The 17,234-nt window shown below is 66.2% G+C and carries 12 protein-coding genes; 7 read left to right on the top strand and 5 right to left on the bottom strand.

Annotation, left to right across the window (positions count from 1 at the left end):
- Together ASF61_RS07335 and ASF61_RS07340 are read right to left on the bottom strand one after the other, a co-directional pair.
- On the bottom strand, positions 1–815 hold an 815-nt coding region (locus ASF61_RS07335), incomplete at its 3' end, for a type VI secretion system Vgr family protein (protein WP_162241978.1).
- Positions 812–1,621 (bottom strand): hypothetical protein, encoded by an 810-nt coding sequence (locus ASF61_RS07340; protein ID WP_156369491.1) that lies wholly within the window; start codon positions 1,619–1,621, stop codon positions 812–814. The genes ASF61_RS07340 and ASF61_RS07335, both read right to left, overlap by 4 nt.
- Before the next feature lie 240 nt (positions 1,622–1,861).
- Here ASF61_RS07340 and ASF61_RS07345 point away from each other — a divergent pair, with 240 nt between their 5' ends.
- The 7 genes from ASF61_RS07345 to tssA are packed head-to-tail and all read left to right on the top strand — an operon-like array spanning position 1,862 to position 11,469.
- A complete protein-coding gene (locus ASF61_RS07345) occupies positions 1,862–2,743 on the top strand; it encodes a M15 family metallopeptidase (protein WP_056153312.1) in 882 nt (293 codons plus the stop codon).
- A gap of 2 nt (positions 2,744–2,745) precedes the next feature.
- The gene (locus tag ASF61_RS07350; RefSeq protein ID WP_056153315.1) at positions 2,746–3,015 is read left to right on the top strand and encodes a PAAR domain-containing protein; all 270 of its coding nucleotides are present in this window, start codon (positions 2,746–2,748) and stop codon (positions 3,013–3,015) included.
- A gap of 38 nt (positions 3,016–3,053) precedes the next feature.
- Positions 3,054–4,574, top strand: coding sequence for a hypothetical protein (locus ASF61_RS07355; protein WP_056153316.1), 1,521 nt, complete (start codon positions 3,054–3,056; stop codon positions 4,572–4,574).
- 46 nt (positions 4,575–4,620) lie between these two features.
- Positions 4,621–8,604: a type VI secretion system membrane subunit TssM gene (tssM, locus tag ASF61_RS07360; RefSeq protein ID WP_056153376.1), complete on the top strand. Its 3,984-nt coding sequence runs from the start codon at positions 4,621–4,623 to the stop codon at positions 8,602–8,604.
- A complete protein-coding gene (tagF, locus tag ASF61_RS07365; RefSeq protein WP_056153322.1) occupies positions 8,601–9,584 on the top strand; it encodes a type VI secretion system-associated protein TagF in 984 nt (327 codons plus the stop codon). The genes tssM and tagF overlap by 4 nt, the downstream gene beginning before the upstream one ends.
- A 2-nt stretch (positions 9,585–9,586) precedes the next feature.
- Positions 9,587–10,378: an OmpA family protein gene (locus ASF61_RS07370; protein ID WP_056153324.1), complete on the top strand. Its 792-nt coding sequence runs from the start codon at positions 9,587–9,589 to the stop codon at positions 10,376–10,378.
- A 26-nt stretch (positions 10,379–10,404) separates the two neighbouring features.
- Positions 10,405–11,469: a type VI secretion system protein TssA gene (gene tssA, locus ASF61_RS07375; protein WP_056153328.1), complete on the top strand. Its 1,065-nt coding sequence runs from the start codon at positions 10,405–10,407 to the stop codon at positions 11,467–11,469.
- Between the two features lie 96 nt (positions 11,470–11,565).
- Here the strand turns inward: tssA and tssH are convergent, their stop codons facing one another.
- Genes tssH through tssF form a run of 3 tightly spaced genes read right to left on the bottom strand, consistent with a single transcriptional unit; the run spans position 11,566 to position 17,234 of the window.
- Complete coding sequence (tssH, locus tag ASF61_RS07380; RefSeq protein ID WP_056153331.1) at positions 11,566–14,292, bottom strand: type VI secretion system ATPase TssH; 2,727 nt, start codon at positions 14,290–14,292, stop codon at positions 11,566–11,568.
- 51 nt (positions 14,293–14,343) lie between these two features.
- Positions 14,344–15,426, bottom strand: a complete 1,083-nt coding sequence (gene tssG, locus ASF61_RS07385; protein WP_056153335.1) for a type VI secretion system baseplate subunit TssG — start codon at positions 15,424–15,426, stop codon at positions 14,344–14,346.
- Positions 15,390–17,234, bottom strand: a complete 1,845-nt coding sequence (tssF, locus tag ASF61_RS07390) for a type VI secretion system baseplate subunit TssF (RefSeq protein WP_056153338.1) — start codon at positions 17,232–17,234, stop codon at positions 15,390–15,392. The genes tssG and tssF overlap by 37 nt, the downstream gene beginning before the upstream one ends.

The following is a 17,234-nucleotide window of genomic DNA, read 5'->3' on the forward strand; positions in this document are numbered from 1 at the left end:
CCCCGGGTCGGCACGCTGGCAGCGACTGCCTTCTTGGCCTTGTAGTCGTAACTGAGCACGGTGGTGAGGCCGGCGCGCAGGCTGTGGCGGGCGCGCAGTACGGTAATGGTGTCGGACGCTTCGGCGGCGCGGGCGCCGTGAAAACGGATGCCGGCGCCGGCAGCGCTGCTGGCGTCCTCGATCGTGGCGCTGGGGTTGCTGCTGTCGGCAAACAGCACCAGGCACTGGCCGCCGTCCGCTTCCTCGAAGCGCCAGGCCAGACCCTCTTCGGTGAGCAGGCGAGTGACGAAGTCGAGGTCCGATTCGCGGTACTGGCAGCAGTAGCTGCGCGCCCCGGCATCGGCCATGCCGGCGGCGACTTCGTCGCTCCAGCGCCACTGCGCCAGCGGTGCGTGGCCCTGGAACACGGATTCCACGATCTCGATCACGGTCTTGTCTTGCCACACGCGGCTGTTGCGGACCTGGCCCAGGCGCCACAACCACGGCTGCAGGCGCAGCCGGTAGCGCGCCAGGCCGCCGAAGCTGCCCAGCATGGCTGCTTGCGTGACCAGGCCGCTGAAGCGGGTGCGGCTGCCATTGGCCAGGGTCGTTTCGAGCGCTGCCTGTTTGCCGAGCAATGGCGCGAGCTGCAGGTTGGCGTCGGTCGAGAGCAGGATCAGGTCGCGCTGGCCGAGTGCCTGCACGCCGTCGTCGGCTGCGAATGCTTCGACCAGCAGCGCACTGGCGCTGCCGTCGATCTGCAAGCCGTACAGGCGTGTCGCGCTGGAAAATCCATCGAGCGCTGCCATTACTTGCTGGACCGATGCGAAACTCATTTGTGTACCTTGCAAGCGCCAGTTTTGCTGCGTCCGTCGCATACGCGCTCGCGGCAGTGCGCAGCCTTGGTTTTGGAGAATTTATTGCATTGCGCGATCTGTTCATCGAGGCTCAGGCGGCGCGGTTTCGCTGGTGCCGGATCCGCCTCGCGCTCGGACTGCGTATGCGCGACCAGCGCCGCCAGCAGTGCCACGTCATTTTCTTCCTCCGGCGAGGTTTTGGTCTTTTCCTCGGCCCGTGGCGACTTTGCCACAGTCGGGTTCGTCTTGGGTTTATGCTTGGGCTTGTCGCTGGTGGCGGGCTTGTGCGGCGCAGCTGCCGGCGGACCCGAAGGCGATTCCAGCGCTTTGCTCAATTCATTGCCGTTCGGCTTGTCCGATGCATGGGCGGGCGTGTCGAGCATATCGCTCAGACTCTGCTGCTTGTCCTGCGCGCGCGCCGCATGGTCTTCCTGGATCACCGCTGCCGGCGGCGCCGACGCCAGGACTTCTTCGGACGACACATCGGACGCCGCCGAATTGCCAGCAGCGGCGGGCGTATCCGCCGCTGCGGCCGTGGCGGACGACGGGTTCGGCGCAGAGTCGGCGTCGCTCCACCACCAGAGGCCGGCAATCACGGCGATCGCCAGGCAGACGACAGCCGCTCCCAGCCACAACGTGCGCGGACGCTTGCGCCGGACTGCGGGCGCACCCGCCTTGCCCGATTCGAGCTGCGACAGGATGCGCTGGCGATCGGCCTCCGCCTGCTGCGCCGGCGTCAGCAAACTGGGGCGGGATGACTTGGGGATGCCGTCTCTATGTTGCAAATTCGAACTCCTATCAGTTTTTGCAATACTTTACGCTATTCAACGTCAACCTGACGCCGCGTTGAAAAGTTGTGCTGCAGTTACCCCGGACCAGGTGCACGATTGAAATCAATCTTGCCCCCATTATCAGACTAGTAAGATATACTCTCAAGCAATAGTTAATGATGCAACAGGAATCCGTGCAGCGTGGTCTCCGCAGGGTGCCGCAATCACGGTCCGAGGTCAACGGTTGAGGCGTTCGTGTTCTTACTGGCGGTAATACTCTATTTTGTGTTGGCGTGCGTGCTGGCCTGGCTGGTGTTCTTCCCTGCCGGACGCAGCTACGTGACGGGCTGCATCCAACGCGCGCCGATACTGCTGCGCCGCGCGGGCGCGGCCGTGACGAGCCGCTGGCCGCTGCGCCCTGCCGTGGCAGCGCGTGCAACGCCGGCGCCGGCCAGCAGCAGCGGCCCCTGGATCGATGCCGCCAGCGTCGGCGCGTTCATGCGGCGCCATTACCTGCTGCTGATCGTGGGCGTGGTGCTGGCCGGCGGGCCGCCGCTGCTGGCATTTTTTGCCGGTGGAAAAAATATGCTTGGCGGTTATGACGTCTCCACGCGCGAGGTCAACACCCAGGTGGCAGCATTGTTGCAAGGGGAGCAGCTGGTTCCGCCGGTAGCATTGCCGCCAGCGGTGTTTGCCAGTGCTGCCGTAGAACGCGAGCGTCCGATGCTGGTATCTGCCAGCCGGAACTGGGCGTTGATGAACCCCGACTACACGCAGCGGCTGCTGATGGTGTTCAAGATCATGAAGGAGCAGCACGGTTACGAGATGGCCATCCTGGAAGGGTACCGCAGCCCCGAGCGACAAAATATGCTGGCGGGCATGGGCAGCAATGTCACCAACGCGGCGGCGTTCCAGAGCTGGCACCAGTACGGGCTTGCTGCCGACTGCGCCTTTTTGCGTGACGGTAAGCTGGTGATCTCGGAAAAGGATCCGTGGGCTATGCGCGGCTACCAGCTGTACGGCGAAGTCGCGGAGTCGGTGGGCCTGACCTGGGGCGGCCGCTGGAAAATGATGGACTTCGGGCATACCGAACTGCGCCTGCCCGGCGTCATGAAGAAAAAAACTGGAGGAGAGTAGACATGGCAGGAGCATTGATCCGGTTGGGGGACAAGACGTCACACGGGGGAGCGGTGATCAGCGCGTCGCCGCTGAGCGAAAGCGGCGGCATTGCGATTGCGCGCGTCGGCGACCGCGTGTCCTGCCCCAAAGCAGGCCATGAACCGTGCGTGATCGCCAGCGGCGATCCCACCATGATTGTCGATGGCCAGCCGGTGGCCCGCGACGGCGACAAGACCAGCTGCGGCGCGACGCTGATCGCCAGCCAGCAGGCAACTACCGATCAGGTCTAGCCGATGAACGATACGAGTCTGAACCCGGGGAGCGGCCGATGCGCCCGTGGCTGACCCGGACCCTGGTCGTCGTGGCCACTGTCGGCGCCTGCTGGATGGGTGCGATCTGGTATTGGCGCGAGACCCGTCGCATGCCGGCGACCGAGGACCTGGTCGTCTACCTGGTGCTGCTGCCCCTGTTGCTGCTGGCCTTGCTCGCATTGGCCGTCTGGGCCGGCCGCAAGCTGTCCGCTGCTGGTGCGGCCAAGGCAGCTGCAGCAGCAGCAGCAGCAGCGGCCGGTGCGGCTGCCGCCCATGCGGGCGATGGCGCCGGCGCAGCGCCGGCGTCCACCGCCACGCTGACCGTGCTGGCCGGCGCGCTGCGCATGCCGCACGGCGACAGCGCCGCGCAACTGGCGGACGCCATGCTGGCGCGCAAGGTGACGCTGTCGCTCGATCCGGTGCTGGTCAACGATAATGGCTATCCCATCCTGAGCGGCCGCATCGACGACCTGGACGCCGGCGGGCAGGAACAGGCCATGACCGACTGGCTGGCCACCCACCACCCGGAAGCGGTCTACACGGAAGAACACTGGCGCGCCCTGGCGCTGGGCAGCGACATCGCCGCCCAGCTCACCATGGAACTGGCGGCGCATCCGCTGCTGCCCGACTTTATCGATGCCCAGGCGGCCGGCAAGCCGCTGCCACCCTTACCCGCGCTGCAGCTGCTCGCGCTGCTGCCCGAAGAATGGGGCGTTACCGAGCGGCGCGCCGGCGCCGACTGGCTGCGCCAGGTCGTCGTACACAGCGGCTGGCCGGAGGCCCGCACGGCCACGTCAGCCCTGGCGGCAGCGGGACAGCCGGCGCCGGGACTGTATGCGCAACTCGCGCAGCGGGTCAGCCATGGGCAACATGCAGGAAACGTCGGCGCTGCAGCAGGGGGCGAGCTGTGCCTGGTGGTCGCCTGCCATTCGCGCCTCGGCGCCGACAGCATCCAGGCCTGGTCCGATCAGTTCATCCTGTTCGACAGCGACCATCCGCAAGGCCGCATCCCCGGCGAAGGCGCGGCCGGGCTGCTGCTGGGTGACCACGCGCAGGCCACGCTGCTGGCGATCGACGCGCCGGTGTTGCTGCACGCCGCCAGCCATGCCACGCGCCAGGCGTCCGCGGACGGCAAGGCGCGCGGCGACAACGACCTGCTGGCGCAGCTGGCGACGCAGGCGCTGCAAGGCGCCGGCGTGCCGGCCAGCGCCGTTGCCGCCCTGGTCGCGGACAGCGACCAGCGCACCGGCCGCATCACCGAACTGCTGGGCATGGCCACTGCAGTGGTCCCCGAACTCGACGCCGCCAGCGAGGTGCTGAGCGTGACGGCAGCATGCGGCGACGCCGGCGCGGTCGCCACCGTCGCCGCCCTGGTGTTGGCCGCGCAACAGGTGGGCGCCGGCGCCGGACCGGCGCTGTGCGTGACCAATCTCGACCCGTTCCAGCGCGGCGCCGTGGTGCTGGCCAGCGCCGCACCGCCGCTTGCCATGGCCGATGCAGCGGCCGATACCGCAGCCGTCGCAAACTCACCGGCCTGAACCACTTTGATCAACCCTCGTCCTTAAACCTCTCCGCCACATTATGATGCAACGATTCTGGCAATTTCTTACCGCTCGTTTCAGCCTGGCTGTGATCGGCTTCGCGGCGCTTGCCGCCGTGCTGTTGATCGTCGCGGCTGTGTTCGACTTTTCCTTCCAGTGGTCGCTGGCCATCCTGCTGGCCGCCCTGCTGCTCTACGGCGCGGTCCAGCTGTTCAAGTATTACCGGCGCAAGCGCTCGGGAGCGGCGTTTGGCGGCATGCTCGAACAACAGGTCGACCTGCCCAAGGCCAGCGCCGCACAGCGCCAGGAAAACTCGGCGCTGCGCGAACGCATGCTCGAGGCGATCGGAACGATCAAGACGTCCAAGCTGGGCCAGCTCTCGGGCGACGCCGCGCTGTACGAGCTGCCCTGGTACATGGTGATAGGCAACCCGGCCGCCGGCAAGAGCACGGCCATCGCCAGCTCGGGCCTGCAGTTCCCGTTTGCCGACAGCAAGATCGTGCAAGGCGTGGGCGGCACCCGCAACTGCGACTGGTTCTTCACCACCGACGGCATCCTGCTCGACACGGCCGGCCGCTACTCGGTCAGTGAAGAAGACCGCGGCGAGTGGCTGGGTTTTCTGGGGTTGCTGAAAAAATACCGCAAGCGCGCGCCGATCAACGGCATCGTGATTGCCGTCAGCGTGGCCGAACTGACCGGCAGCCGGCCCGAGTTCGCCATCAACCTGGCCAAGAATCTGCGCCAGCGCGTGCAGGAGCTGACCGAAAAGCTCGAAGTGCACGCACCGGTCTACGTGGTGTTTACAAAGGCCGACCTGATCACCGGCTTCAACGAGTTTTTCAAGGATGCCGACCTGAGCGAGCGCGACCGCGTGTGGGGCGCCACCCTCCCCTACAGCCAGAGCAGCACCAAGCAGGATGTGCTGGAACAGTTCGACCAGCGCTTCGACGAACTGTACGACGGCCTCAAGGAAATGAGCCTGGCCAATATGGCGCTGCAATCGCGCGAGCGCATGGCGCCAGGCGTATTCACGTTCCCGCTGGAATTCAGCTCGATCAAGGGACCGCTGCGCACCTTCATCGCCACCCTGTTCGAGGAAAATCCCTTCCAGTTCAAGCCCGTGTTCCGCGGCTTCTACTTCACCAGCGCGCTGCAGGAAGGCGAGTCGGTATCGGCCTCGTCCGAACGCGTGGCGCACCGTTTCGACCTGCAGCTGGCGCCCGCCACCCAATCGGAAGTGCATGACCAGCACGGTTACTTCCTGCTCAACCTGTTCCGCACCGTGATCTTTGCCGACAAGGACCTGGTGGCCCAGTACGCCAGCCCGGCCAAGACCCGCATGCGCTACATCACCTTCTTTGCAGCCATGGCGCTTGTGGGCCTGGCGCTGGGCGGCTGGAGCTGGTCGTACCTGGCCAACCGCCAGCTGGTCGCCAACGTCGAAGCCGACCTGGCGCAGGCGGTCAAGGTGCAGGACAAGAAGCTGGACCTGGCCTCGCGCTTCCAGGCGCTGGAAATCCTGCAGGACCGCATCGAGCAGCTGGAAAACTACCGCACCGACCGGCCGCTGTCGCTGAGCCTGGGCCTGTACCAGGGCGATTTCCTCGAACGCAAGCTGCGCGAGGAATACTTCTCGGGCCTCAAGGAAGTCATGCTCAAGCCGGTCGGCCAGTCGATCGAAGCCTTCCTCGGCGAAGTCAACAGCAGCGCCGACCAGTTGCAGCCGATGTCGCGTCCGCCGCAATCGGGCGCCGTCAACACCACGCCGGCAGCAACCGCCGATGCCACGGCCGCCACTGCTGCTGCGGCAGCCGTGAGCACGGCGGCACCGGCCGTCCCGGGCGCTCCGGCCGCGCTGCCGGTGACAGCCACCGGCGTGGCGCTGTCGCCCGCTGCGGCCGTCAATTTCGGCGCACTGCAGTTCAAGGACGCCAGCCCGACCAACGTCGAGGACGCCTATAACGCGCTCAAGACCTACCTGATGCTCAGCGACAAATCGCGGGCCGAAGCGAGCCACCTGAACGACCAGCTGACCCGCTTCTGGCGCGTCTGGCTCGACAGCAACCGGGGCACCATGCCGCGCGAGCAGATGATCCGCAGCGCCGAGCGCATGATCTCGTTCTACCTGAGCCAGCTCAACGATCCGTCGTGGCCGCAAATCGAAGCCAAGCTGGCCCTGGTGGACCAGACCCGCGACAACCTGCGCCGCGTGGTGCGCGGCATGCCGGCGCGCGACCGCGTGTATGCCGACGTCAAGGCCCGCGCCGCCACCCGCTTCCCGTCGATGACGGTGGCGCGCATCGTCGGCGACCAGGACAAGGAACTGGTGGTGGGCAGCTATGCCATTCCCGGCACCTTTACCCGCGACGCCTGGGACAAGTTCATCCAGGGCGCCTTCCGCGACGCCGCCAACCGCGAGCTGCAAAGCACGGACTGGGTGCTCAAGACGGCCGCCAAGGACGACCTCACGCTCGAAGGCAGTCCCGAGCAGATCCAGAAGGCGCTGCTCGAGCTGTACAAGAACGACTATGCGCGCGAATGGCAGAAGTTCATCCAGGGCGTGAGTATCCGCGACCTGAACGGCTTCGAGCAGGCTGCCGCCGCCATGAACCGCCTCGGCGATCCGCAATCGTCGCCGATCGACAAGCTGATCAAGACGGTCTACGAAGAAACCTCGTGGGATAATCCGTCGCTGATCGACGCCGGCCTGAAAAACGCCCAGCGCGGTTTCGTCGGCTGGTTCAAGCAGACCATCCTGCGCCAGAAGCCGGCCGGGATCGACATCAACGTCAATACCGGCGCCGGTGGTTCTTCCGCCATCCCGATGGGCCCGGTGGGCCGCGAGTTCTCGGGCGTGGCGCGCCTGGTGGTCAGCAAGGACCGCGGCGCCACCCTGATGGGCGGCTACATGGAAGCGCTGTCGAAGCTGCGCGCCCGCTTCAACCAGATCAAGAACCAGGGCGATACCGGTCCGGGCGCCAAGCAGTTCATGCAGCAGACGCTCGACGGCAGCGGTTCCGAACTGGCCGATGCGCTCAAGTATGTCGATGAGCAGATGCTGGTCGGCATGACCGACGGGCAGAAGCAATCGATCCGTCCGCTGCTGGTGCGGCCGCTGATGCAGACCTTTGCCGTGATCGTGCGTCCGACCGAGGCCGAGGTCAACAAGGTCTGGACCGCGCAAGTGCTGGAACCGTTCAACCGCAACCTGGCGATCAAGTATCCGTTTGCGCCGGAGTCCCGGGTGGAAGCGACCGACGCCGAGATCGGCCAGGTCTTCGGTCCCGAAGGCGCCGTGGCGAAATACTTCAACACCACCATCGGCCCGCTGGTCGTACGCCGTGGCGATACGCTCAGCGCCAAGACCTGGGCCAACATGGGCATCACGCTGGCGCCCAACGTGATCGCCAGCTTCCCGGGCTGGGTGGCGCCGCTGTCGGCCGGCGGCGTGGCCGCCCAGGCCAGCGCAGGCGAAGCGCAGACCAAGTTCGACGTGCAGGCGCTGGGCGCCACCGGTGCGACCGAGTTCACCATCGAGATCGATGGCCAGGCCCTGCGCTGGCGCGGTCAGCCGCAGCCATGGGTGCACATGGTGTGGCCGAATCCGATGGGCACACCGGGCTCGCGCATCACTGCCATCACGCCCGAGGGGCGCACCGTGAACCTGCTCAACGAGCCGGGCCACTTCGGCCTGAAGAAGATGATCGACGCCTCGCGCCGCGTGCGCAAGGACGGCGGCGTGTTCGAACTGAGCTGGGAAAACAACGGTGTCGTGGTACGCGCCAACCTGCGCATCGTGGCCACCAACCAGGCGCCGGCGCCAGCGGCCCCGCCGCCGAACGCCGCAGCCGGTTTCCGCCGCATGCGCCTGCCCGAAATGGTGACGGCCCCGGCGCCGGTACCGGCGCCCGTGACGGCGGCGGCGCCGGCCGCGGCAGCTGCCGTGCCGGTGGCCGGTGCTGCCGCTGCGCCAAGTGCGCGCGCGCCAGCGCCTGCCCCTGCCAACGCGCCCCGGAGCCAGCCATGAGTCGTGCCACGCCGATTGCCGTCGGCTACTTCGGCAAGATTCCGAGCCGTGGCGACTTCGTCAAGGCCAGCGACAACCCGGCGCTGATCAATATGCTCGACGCCTGGCTGGCCAACGCCATGGACCTGCTCAGCGCCGACGCCCGCTGGAAGCTGACCTACGACGTGCTGGCGCCGCTGCATTTCGCCTTCATCGGTCCGCGCCGCAGCCGCGCCATTGCCGGCCACATCGTGGCCAGCAGCGACCAGTCCAAGCGGCGCTTTCCCTTCCTCATGATGGGCACGCTGGACGTGGGCGACGCTACCGGCTTCGTGCCCAACAGCCCGCTGGTGCTGTCGCGCCTGTGGAACCGGCTCGAAGCGTTGAGCGCTGGCGTGCTGGCCGCGCCCGAGCCAGCCGGCGCCCTGCAGGCGGCCGCCGCCAGCACCATCGACCTCGACCTGACCAGCGCCGCCTACGACGCTGCCTTCAACGACTTCCTCGACCTGCAGACGGTGGGCGCACTGGAAGCGCTGCTGGCGCAATCGGGTTTCCACGGCAGCGTGCGCCAGGTGCTGCTCGCGCTGGGCCTGCTGTTACAGCCGGTGATGGCCAGCAGCTCGAGCCGGCTAGAAAAGAGCCTGGTGCTGCCGCTGCCGTCCGACCCGATGTACCGCAACCTGGTGGGCGCCTTCTGGATGCACCTGATCACGCCGTTCCTGCTGCGCGCCGACTTCGAGCTGGCGCTGTTTTCGACCCGCCTCGACGACAAGCCGGTACTGGTGCTCGGCTTCAGCGGCGCCTCCGCCATGACATTGCACGCCATCATGGACCCGCAAGCGGCCCGCGAACGCCATATCGGCTTCGAGGAGCTGGACTGGGTCGAAGACCAGGTCGATACCGATTACGGCATCAAGAAAGTCTCGACCTACCTGGCGCAACCCGCGCTTTCACTCAAATCGGCCTGCGACTCGCTGCGCGCGGCCTTCATCGGAACCTGATCATGCGTTTTATCCGGACCGTTTTCTCCCTCACCCTCATTCTCGGCCTGGCCGCGAGCGCCTCGGCGCAAACCGGCGTGCCTGCCGCCGCCACCCCGCAACCGGGCCAGGTGCTGGCCAGCGGCACCGTTCCCGACGAAGTCACCAAGGCCGCCGTGCTGGCGCGCCTGCGCGAAGTGTACGGCGACGACAAGGTGGTGGACCAGATCGCGGTGGGCCAGGTGGCCCAGCCGGCCAACTGGAACGCCTACGTGCAAAAGCTGATCACGCCCAATCTCAAGCAGATCAGCCGCGGCCAGCTGAAAATCGACGGCAGCACCATCAGCGTGCGCGGCGAAGTCGCCAACGAAGCCCAGCGCCAGAAGATCGCCAGCGACATGGCCACCAGCCTGAATCCGACCTATGTCATCAACAACGGCCTGCGGGTGTCGGCAGCCGAGCAGTCGATCCTCGACAGCACGCTGGCCAACCGCATCATCGAGTTCGAAAGCGGCCAGGCCAACCTGACCGCGTCCGGCAGAAGCATCCTGGACCAGATGGCGGCTGCCATGCGCAAGCTGCAGGGCCGCAAGGTGGAAATCATCGGCCACACCGACAACCAGGGCCTCAAGGTCAGCAACCAGAACCTGAGCCAGGCGCGCGCCGAAGCGGTCAAGACCTATTTGCAGGGCAAGGGCATCGATCCCGACATGCTGACCGCCTCGGGCCAGGGCTCGGACCGCCCGATTGCCAGCAACGACACGCCGGACGGCCGCGCCCGCAACCGGCGCATCGAATTCCGCATCGCCCAGTAGGCATCGTCACTTTTAAGGGATCTCCCATGTTTTCAGCAGAACAATTGCTCAGTCCCATCAGCCCGGCCGCACCCAGCGGCGAAGACCTGGCGTTCTCGCCCGAGCTCGACGCCATTGCCCAGGCGCGCCGGTTCGACGATCCTTCGCTCGACCAGGGCGAATGGGTCACCGAACTGAAGGAAGCCGACTGGGACTTCGTGGTGCGCCGCTGCGCCGCCCTGCTCCAGGAAAAAAGCAAGGATTTGCGGCTGGCCGTCTGGCTGGCCGAAGCGGGCGCCAAGACGTCCGGCCTGCGCGGCCTGGGCCAGGGCTACCGCGTGATCGCCGGCCTGTGCCGCGAGTACTGGGACCAGGGCCTGTATCCGGAATCGGACGGCGACGACCATGACCAGCGCATCGGCAACCTGAGCTGGATCCTGGCGCGCACGCCGGCCCTGGTGCGCGAGATTCCACTGACCGAAGGACGCGGCAGCGCGTATTCGACCATCGACTTCGATACGGCCCGCAAGCAGGCCAGCGGCCAGGGCGGCGTGGCCGATCCGACCGGCGTGCGCCTGGCCGACATGGAAGCGGCGCGCCGCAACAACACGGCGCAGTTCAACAGCGCCATGGTGGCCGACGCCCAGGAGTGCCTCGATGCGCTGCGCGCGCTCGAGGAGATTTCCGACGAGCGCCTGGGACCGGACAGCCCGGGCTTCTCGGCCGCGCGCGACGCCATCGTCAGCCTGCAGCGCACGCTGCCTGCGGCAGCGATGGCAGCCGCTGCCGAGGCGCCCGCGGCGCCGGACGATGGCGGAACACCGGCCGGGCATTATTACCACGACCCGGCCGACAGCGCGCCTGCCACGCCGCCATTGGCGTCCAGCGGCCCGCCCGGGACGATCCAGACCCGCGCCCAGGCGCTGGCCCAGCTGCGCGCCGTGGCGCAGTTCTTCCGCCGCACCGAGCCGCACAGCCCGGTATCGTATTTTGCCGACAAGGCAGCCGACTCCGGCGAGCAAACCCTGCACGACTGGCTGCGCTCGGTGGTCAAGGACAGCGACTCGATGCGGCACATCGAGGAACTGCTCGGTGTAAAGTCGGACAACTGATCGCGGTCAGGAGCACCAGCGACAACAGGGGCGGCACCGCAAGGTGCCGCCCCTGTTTTTGATCGGCCCGCCGCAGCTGGCGGGCCGAAACGCCTGCTACTTGATCGTGTACTTGAACTGGCCCTTCTTGTCGGCGCCCACCTTGATCTTCGCGATGGTCGCACCTTCGGCCATCCTGGCCAGTACCGCCTCGGCAATTTCCGGCAGTAGGCTGCCGTTGAGGATGTTGTCGACATTGCGCGCGCCGGAATCGACCTCGGTGCAGCGCGCCAGCACCGCTTCCACCAGCGCCTCGTCCCAGGTCAGGTCGGCCTTGTGGTTGTCCTGGATGCGGCGCGCGATCTTGCCCAGTTTGAGCTCGATGATGCGCACCAGCACGTCGTCCGGGATCGGGTAGTACGGCACCACCTTCATGCGGCCCAGGAACGCCGGCTTGAACACCTTCATCAGGTGCGGGCGGATCGTCTGTTCCAGCTCTTCCGGGCTCGGCATCTCTTCCGGCGCCTTGTTCAGGCAAGCCTGCATCATGGCGGCCGAGGCCACGTTCGAGGTCAGGATGATGATGGTGTTGCGGAAATCGATCTCGCGTCCTTCCGCGTCGTCCATCACGCCCTTGTCGAACACCTGGAAGAACAGCTCCATCACGTCCGGGTGGGCTTTTTCCACTTCGTCGAGCAGCACCACGCTGTACGGATTGCGGCGCACCGCTTCGGTCAGCACGCCGCCCTCGCCGTAGCCGACGTAACCGGGCGGCGAGCCTTTCAGGCCGGAGACGCTGTGGGCTTCCTGGTACTCGCTCATATTGATGGTGATGAGCTTGCGTTCGCCGCCGTACAGCACGTCGGCCAGGGCCAGCGCCGTTTCCGTCTTGCCGATGCCGGACGGGCCGACGAACAGGAACACGCCTTTCGGCTTGTTGGGGTCGTCCAGGTTGGCGCGCGACGTGCGCACCCGCTGCGCCACCGCCTCGATCGCATGCGACTGGCCCAGCACGCGCTGCTCGAGGTTATCCTTGAGCTTGAGCACGGTCTTGATCTCATCCTTGACCATTTTGCCGAGCGGAATGCCGGTCCAGCCGGCGACGATTTCAGCGACCACGTGGCCATCGACCTGCACCGGCACCATCGGCGCTTCGCCCTGAAGGGCCTTGAGCTCGGCCACCAGCGCCTGCACGTGCGCAGTGGCTTCCTTGTTTGCGCCCTTGTTGGCGCCCTTGTTTGCGCCGTTGTCTGCGGTCTTGCCGGCCGGATCAGCCTGGCCTTCGGCCGGGGCTTCCAGCGCCACCCGGGCCGCCTTGATCTGTTCGGTCAATGCCTTTTCCTGCTCCCAGCGCGCAGCCAGCGTGCCGTGTTCGTCGCTGGCCCTGGACCGTTCGGCGCGCAACGTTTCCAGGCGCGTGCCGTGGCTGGCGCCGCTGCTTTCCTCGCGCGCCAGCGAAGCGATCTCGGCGTCGATACGGTCGAGCTTTTTGACCAGATTTTCGATCAGCGCCGGTGTCGCGCTTTGTCCCAGCGCCACCTTGGCGCAAGCCGTGTCGAGTACGCTGATCGCCTTGTCGGGCAGCTGGCGGCCCATGATGTAGCGGTGCGACAGGCGCACCGCCTCGGTGATCGCTTCATCGTACACGCGCACGCCGAAGTGCTTTTCCATCAGCGGCGCCATGCCGCGCAACATGGCGCACGCCAGTTCCTCGCTCGGCTCTTCGACCTTGATGACCTGGAAGCGGCGCGCCAGCGCCGCATCCTTTTCGAAATACTTTTTGTACTCGCCCCAGGTGGTGGCGGCGATGGTGCGCAGCTCGCCGCGCGCCAGCGCCGGCTTGAGCAGGTTGGCTGCATCGTTCTGGCCGGCCGTGCCGCCGGCGCCGATCATCGTGTGCGCTTCGTCGATGAACAGGATGATGGCGTGCGGGCTTTTCTTGACTTCGTCGATGACGTTTTTCAGGCGGTTTTCGAATTCGCCCTTCACGCTGGCACCCGCCTGCAGCAGGCCCATGTCGAGCGTATGGATTTCTACACCTTTCAATACATCCGGCACGTCGTCCTGGGCGATGCGCAGCGCCAGGCCTTCCACCACGGCGGTCTTGCCGACGCCGGCCTCGCCGGTCAGGATCGGGTTGTTCTGGCGGCGGCGCATCAGGATATCGACGGCCTGGCGGATTTCCATGTCGCGCCCGATCACCGGGTCGACCTTGCCGTCGCGTGCGCGCTGGGTCAGGTTGGTGGTGAACTGGTCGAGCGCCGGGGTCTTGGAAGCGCCCTGGCCGGCCAGCTCGCCGACCGGGTCGGCGCCCTCCCCGCCGCTGGCGCCGGCGTCGGCCTGCGCGGTCACCGGCGCCGCTTCCTGCGAGCCGGCAGTGAGTTCGATCAGCTTGTGCTTGATCTCGTCCACATTGAATTGGTTGAACAGCTTGGAGCCGCGGTAGGCCAGCTGCGACAGTTCGCTGTCGGTCAGCAGCGCCTGCAGCAGGTGACCGCTGCGGATGCTGGTCTGGCGGCCGGCCTGGATGTCGAGCGAGGCGATCAGCCAGGCATTTTCGAACAGCTTGGGCAGCCGCGCCGAAAACACCGGGGTGCGGGTGTTACCGGTTTTCAGGCGCGCGACCTCGGCCTGCAGGTCCGCCTCCAGCATTTGCGGGCTGATGCCGCTGTGGCGGGCCAGGATCACGAAGTCGCTCTTGGGCTGTTCGAGCAGCGCCAGAAAAACGTGTTCGATATCGACTTCGAACTGGCCGAGGCCTACGCATATGCTGGCCGCACGGGTGGCGGCAGTGCGGCTGGTCTCGTTCAGCTTGCTGATCAGCGTCTTCAGGTTGATGCTCATTGGACGGTTTTCCTTATCGTTGGTCGAGGTGTCGGTAAGTCATAGTTAAAGCTACAGCGTATGGATCTGGTAATGCACATCGGCGCGGTCGCAGCGTTCGTCGCCGGTGATCAGGAAGCTGTCCCAGCCCAGGCGGCCGCCGGCGCGCGGTTCGTGCAGCGTCACGCCGTCCACGTCTTGCGCCCGCAGCACCAGCTGCACTTCGTATTCGAGGCACAGGCCGGTGAACATGGTCAGCATCTTTTCCAGCGCCAGTGCGGCAACGCCGCCGGGCAAAAACGATTCGAACACGGCGCGCGGCAACGGGCCGACGGTCAGGCGCATGCGCAGGTCGCGCTGCCAGACGCGCTGCCCCACCAGGGCGCTGGCGCCAAGCTGGGTGTTCTCGCCGCCGAGGATGGTCTGCTGCGACAGCGGCACGTCGTACCACGCGCCGATGAACTGGGTGACAGCGATGCGCTGGCCGAAGTATTCGCTCAACACCTGCCCTACCGCGTGGGCGGAAGCGGGACGGTGGCGCATGGCGGCAGCGAAATAGCCGACCGATTCGTCGAGCACGCCCTGGCCGCCGTCGGACAACCGGTGCGTGAGCGACGGATAACCGACGCCGGCCAGCGACAGCAGCAGCGGCAAGAAGCGGTCTTCGCCATCGACCTGGTACTTGAGTTCGAGCCGGTATTTACGCCACGCTTCGTAGAACAGCGCCAGCGCGCGGTTGGAAAACGTGTCGAGAAAGGCGCGCGGGCCGTCGTCCTTGTCGTACAGCGCATGTGCGGCTACCCGCTCGGTGTAATGGGCGGGCAAGGAGCCCGCGGTACCGAGAAAGCCCATGAAGGCCGGCGTCAGGCGCACATAGCGCAGCTCACCCTTGACCAGCGCTTCGCCCAGCGCGGCGCCGTCGCGCTCGAGCGTGCGCGGCTCCGGTTCCACCGCCTCGAGCTGGCTGGCGGGAAAATTGAGCGACAGCGTATTCTGGAAGCGCAGGAAGCCGGTGACCGTCTGCTGGTACGGCAGGCCGTTGCGCTTGAGCCAGAGCTCGAGCATGCGCACCGCCTGGAAGAACTGGAAGCGGTACGGCTGGGCGAACAGGCGCTCGATTACACTAGGGTCAAATCGCCGCTTCGTGGTGTGCATCGCCACAGCTCCTCTCCCGATTTTTTGGCGATGATCACCAGTTGCGTGAAACTGTTGGCGTGCACGTACAGGCCGAGGAAGCATTCGATCAGGTGGGCAAACGCATGGATGCCGCTGCCGACGAACGCTTCCTCGTCGATGGTCAGCCGCACCTCGATGCCGCGCACCAGGCAGGCGAACGGATTGCCGGGCAACCAGGCGTTGGCGGCCTTGCTGTCGATGGCGCAGATGCCGCGGATCTGGCGCTGCGAGATCGCCGAGCGCGGCAAATCGTACAGCGTCAGCATTTCCTGGAATGCGTCCACGCCGCTGCCGGCCAGCGACAGGTGATTGAGCGACAGGTGCGAGATCAGGCGCCAGTGGGCGCCGCGGCCGCGCTCGAAGCGGTAGGACGCGGTCGGCCGGCGCAGGAAGGTAATGCTGCGCACGCTCGATCCGCCTTCGAGGAACAGGTCGCCGCCACGCATGCCGTAGGTCAGCGACGCCGGCAAATCGCGGTTGGTGCAGGTCAGCTCCAGGCTCAGGGTATCGGTTTCGATGGCGGCCGGGTCGAAATCGATATCGACGATCGAGATCTCGGTTTCGTAACCGGGACTTTTCTGGGCAATCACTTCATCGCGCCGCATGACCCAGTAATGGCCCTGCTTTTCCGGCGTTTCGCCGTGACGCAGCGAATAAAAAGGCCGGAACTCGATCACCGACTCGCCCTGCGGCGTTTGCCGCACCAGCTTGACGGCGTCGATCGACTGTACTTCGAACGCGTAGGCACGGCGGGCGTCGGCCAGCACCGGGTAGCTGCTGACCGTGTGGCTGATGCGGATCGGTTCACCGCGCTGGCGGAACAGGTTAACGACCGGTGTGCAGCCCAATAGCAGGCTGTTGGTGGACATGGTGCCCAGCATGCGCGCGTTGTTGGAATCGGTGCGCATGCCGGACAGGCCCAGGTGCAGCGTAAAACGCTTGACGCCGGCCGGCAGCATGCGGGCGATCTCCTGCAGATCGAGATCGAAAAAATTGAATTTTTCCGGGAAGCAGAAGTACTCGGTCAGCAGACGGTAGGCGCAGTGCGACCGCGACGAAAACGGGATCAGCGCATCGGCTTCGTCGAAACCGACCGGCTTGACCGGCACCTTGGCCAGTGCCGACCAGCGGCCATTGCCCTCCGGCTCCACCCAGGCCTTGACGGTGCGCATGAACAGCGCATCGCGCAGCGCCGCGCAAAACGACGGTTCGCCGTCGATGAACACGCGCAGCGACGCGATGCCGAGCTGGCCGATGGTGACCTGGGCAGCCGTGGTCTCGATGGTGATGCTCACACCCGAACTGACGTTGGGGGGCAACATCACCGCTTCCGGCGCGTCGATGATGGCGGCAAAAGCAGCATGGCTGAGCGCGATCGGCGCCACCGTCACCGGGTAGGCGGTGCGGAAGGTGCAGGCCACGCCGTTCACGGGGCGGGTATCGAGCTCGGTGCCGCGGGCGATTTCCGTGGAGGTGGTGAGCTGGGCGGCGGCGGCGCTGTAGTCCATCCGCGCGATCGAGCACGACGGGAACGGCCGCAGGTAGTGCGGGTACAGCACCTCGAACAGCGCTTCGGTAAACTGCGGGTAATCGTCATCGAGCCGCTTGGACACGCGCGAGTTCAGCAGCGCGAACGACTGGATCATGCGTTCGATGTGCGGGTCTTCGCACACCTCGCCGCCCATCAGCAGGCGGCCGGCGATCTTCGGATAGCGCTCGGCGAACTCGCGCGAATAGCGGCGCAGGAATCCCAGTTCGCGTTCGTAATAGGGTAATAATTCTTCCAA

This window comes from Duganella sp. Leaf126 (assembly GCF_001423125.1).
Lineage (GTDB): Bacteria > Pseudomonadota > Gammaproteobacteria > Burkholderiales > Burkholderiaceae_D > Rugamonas.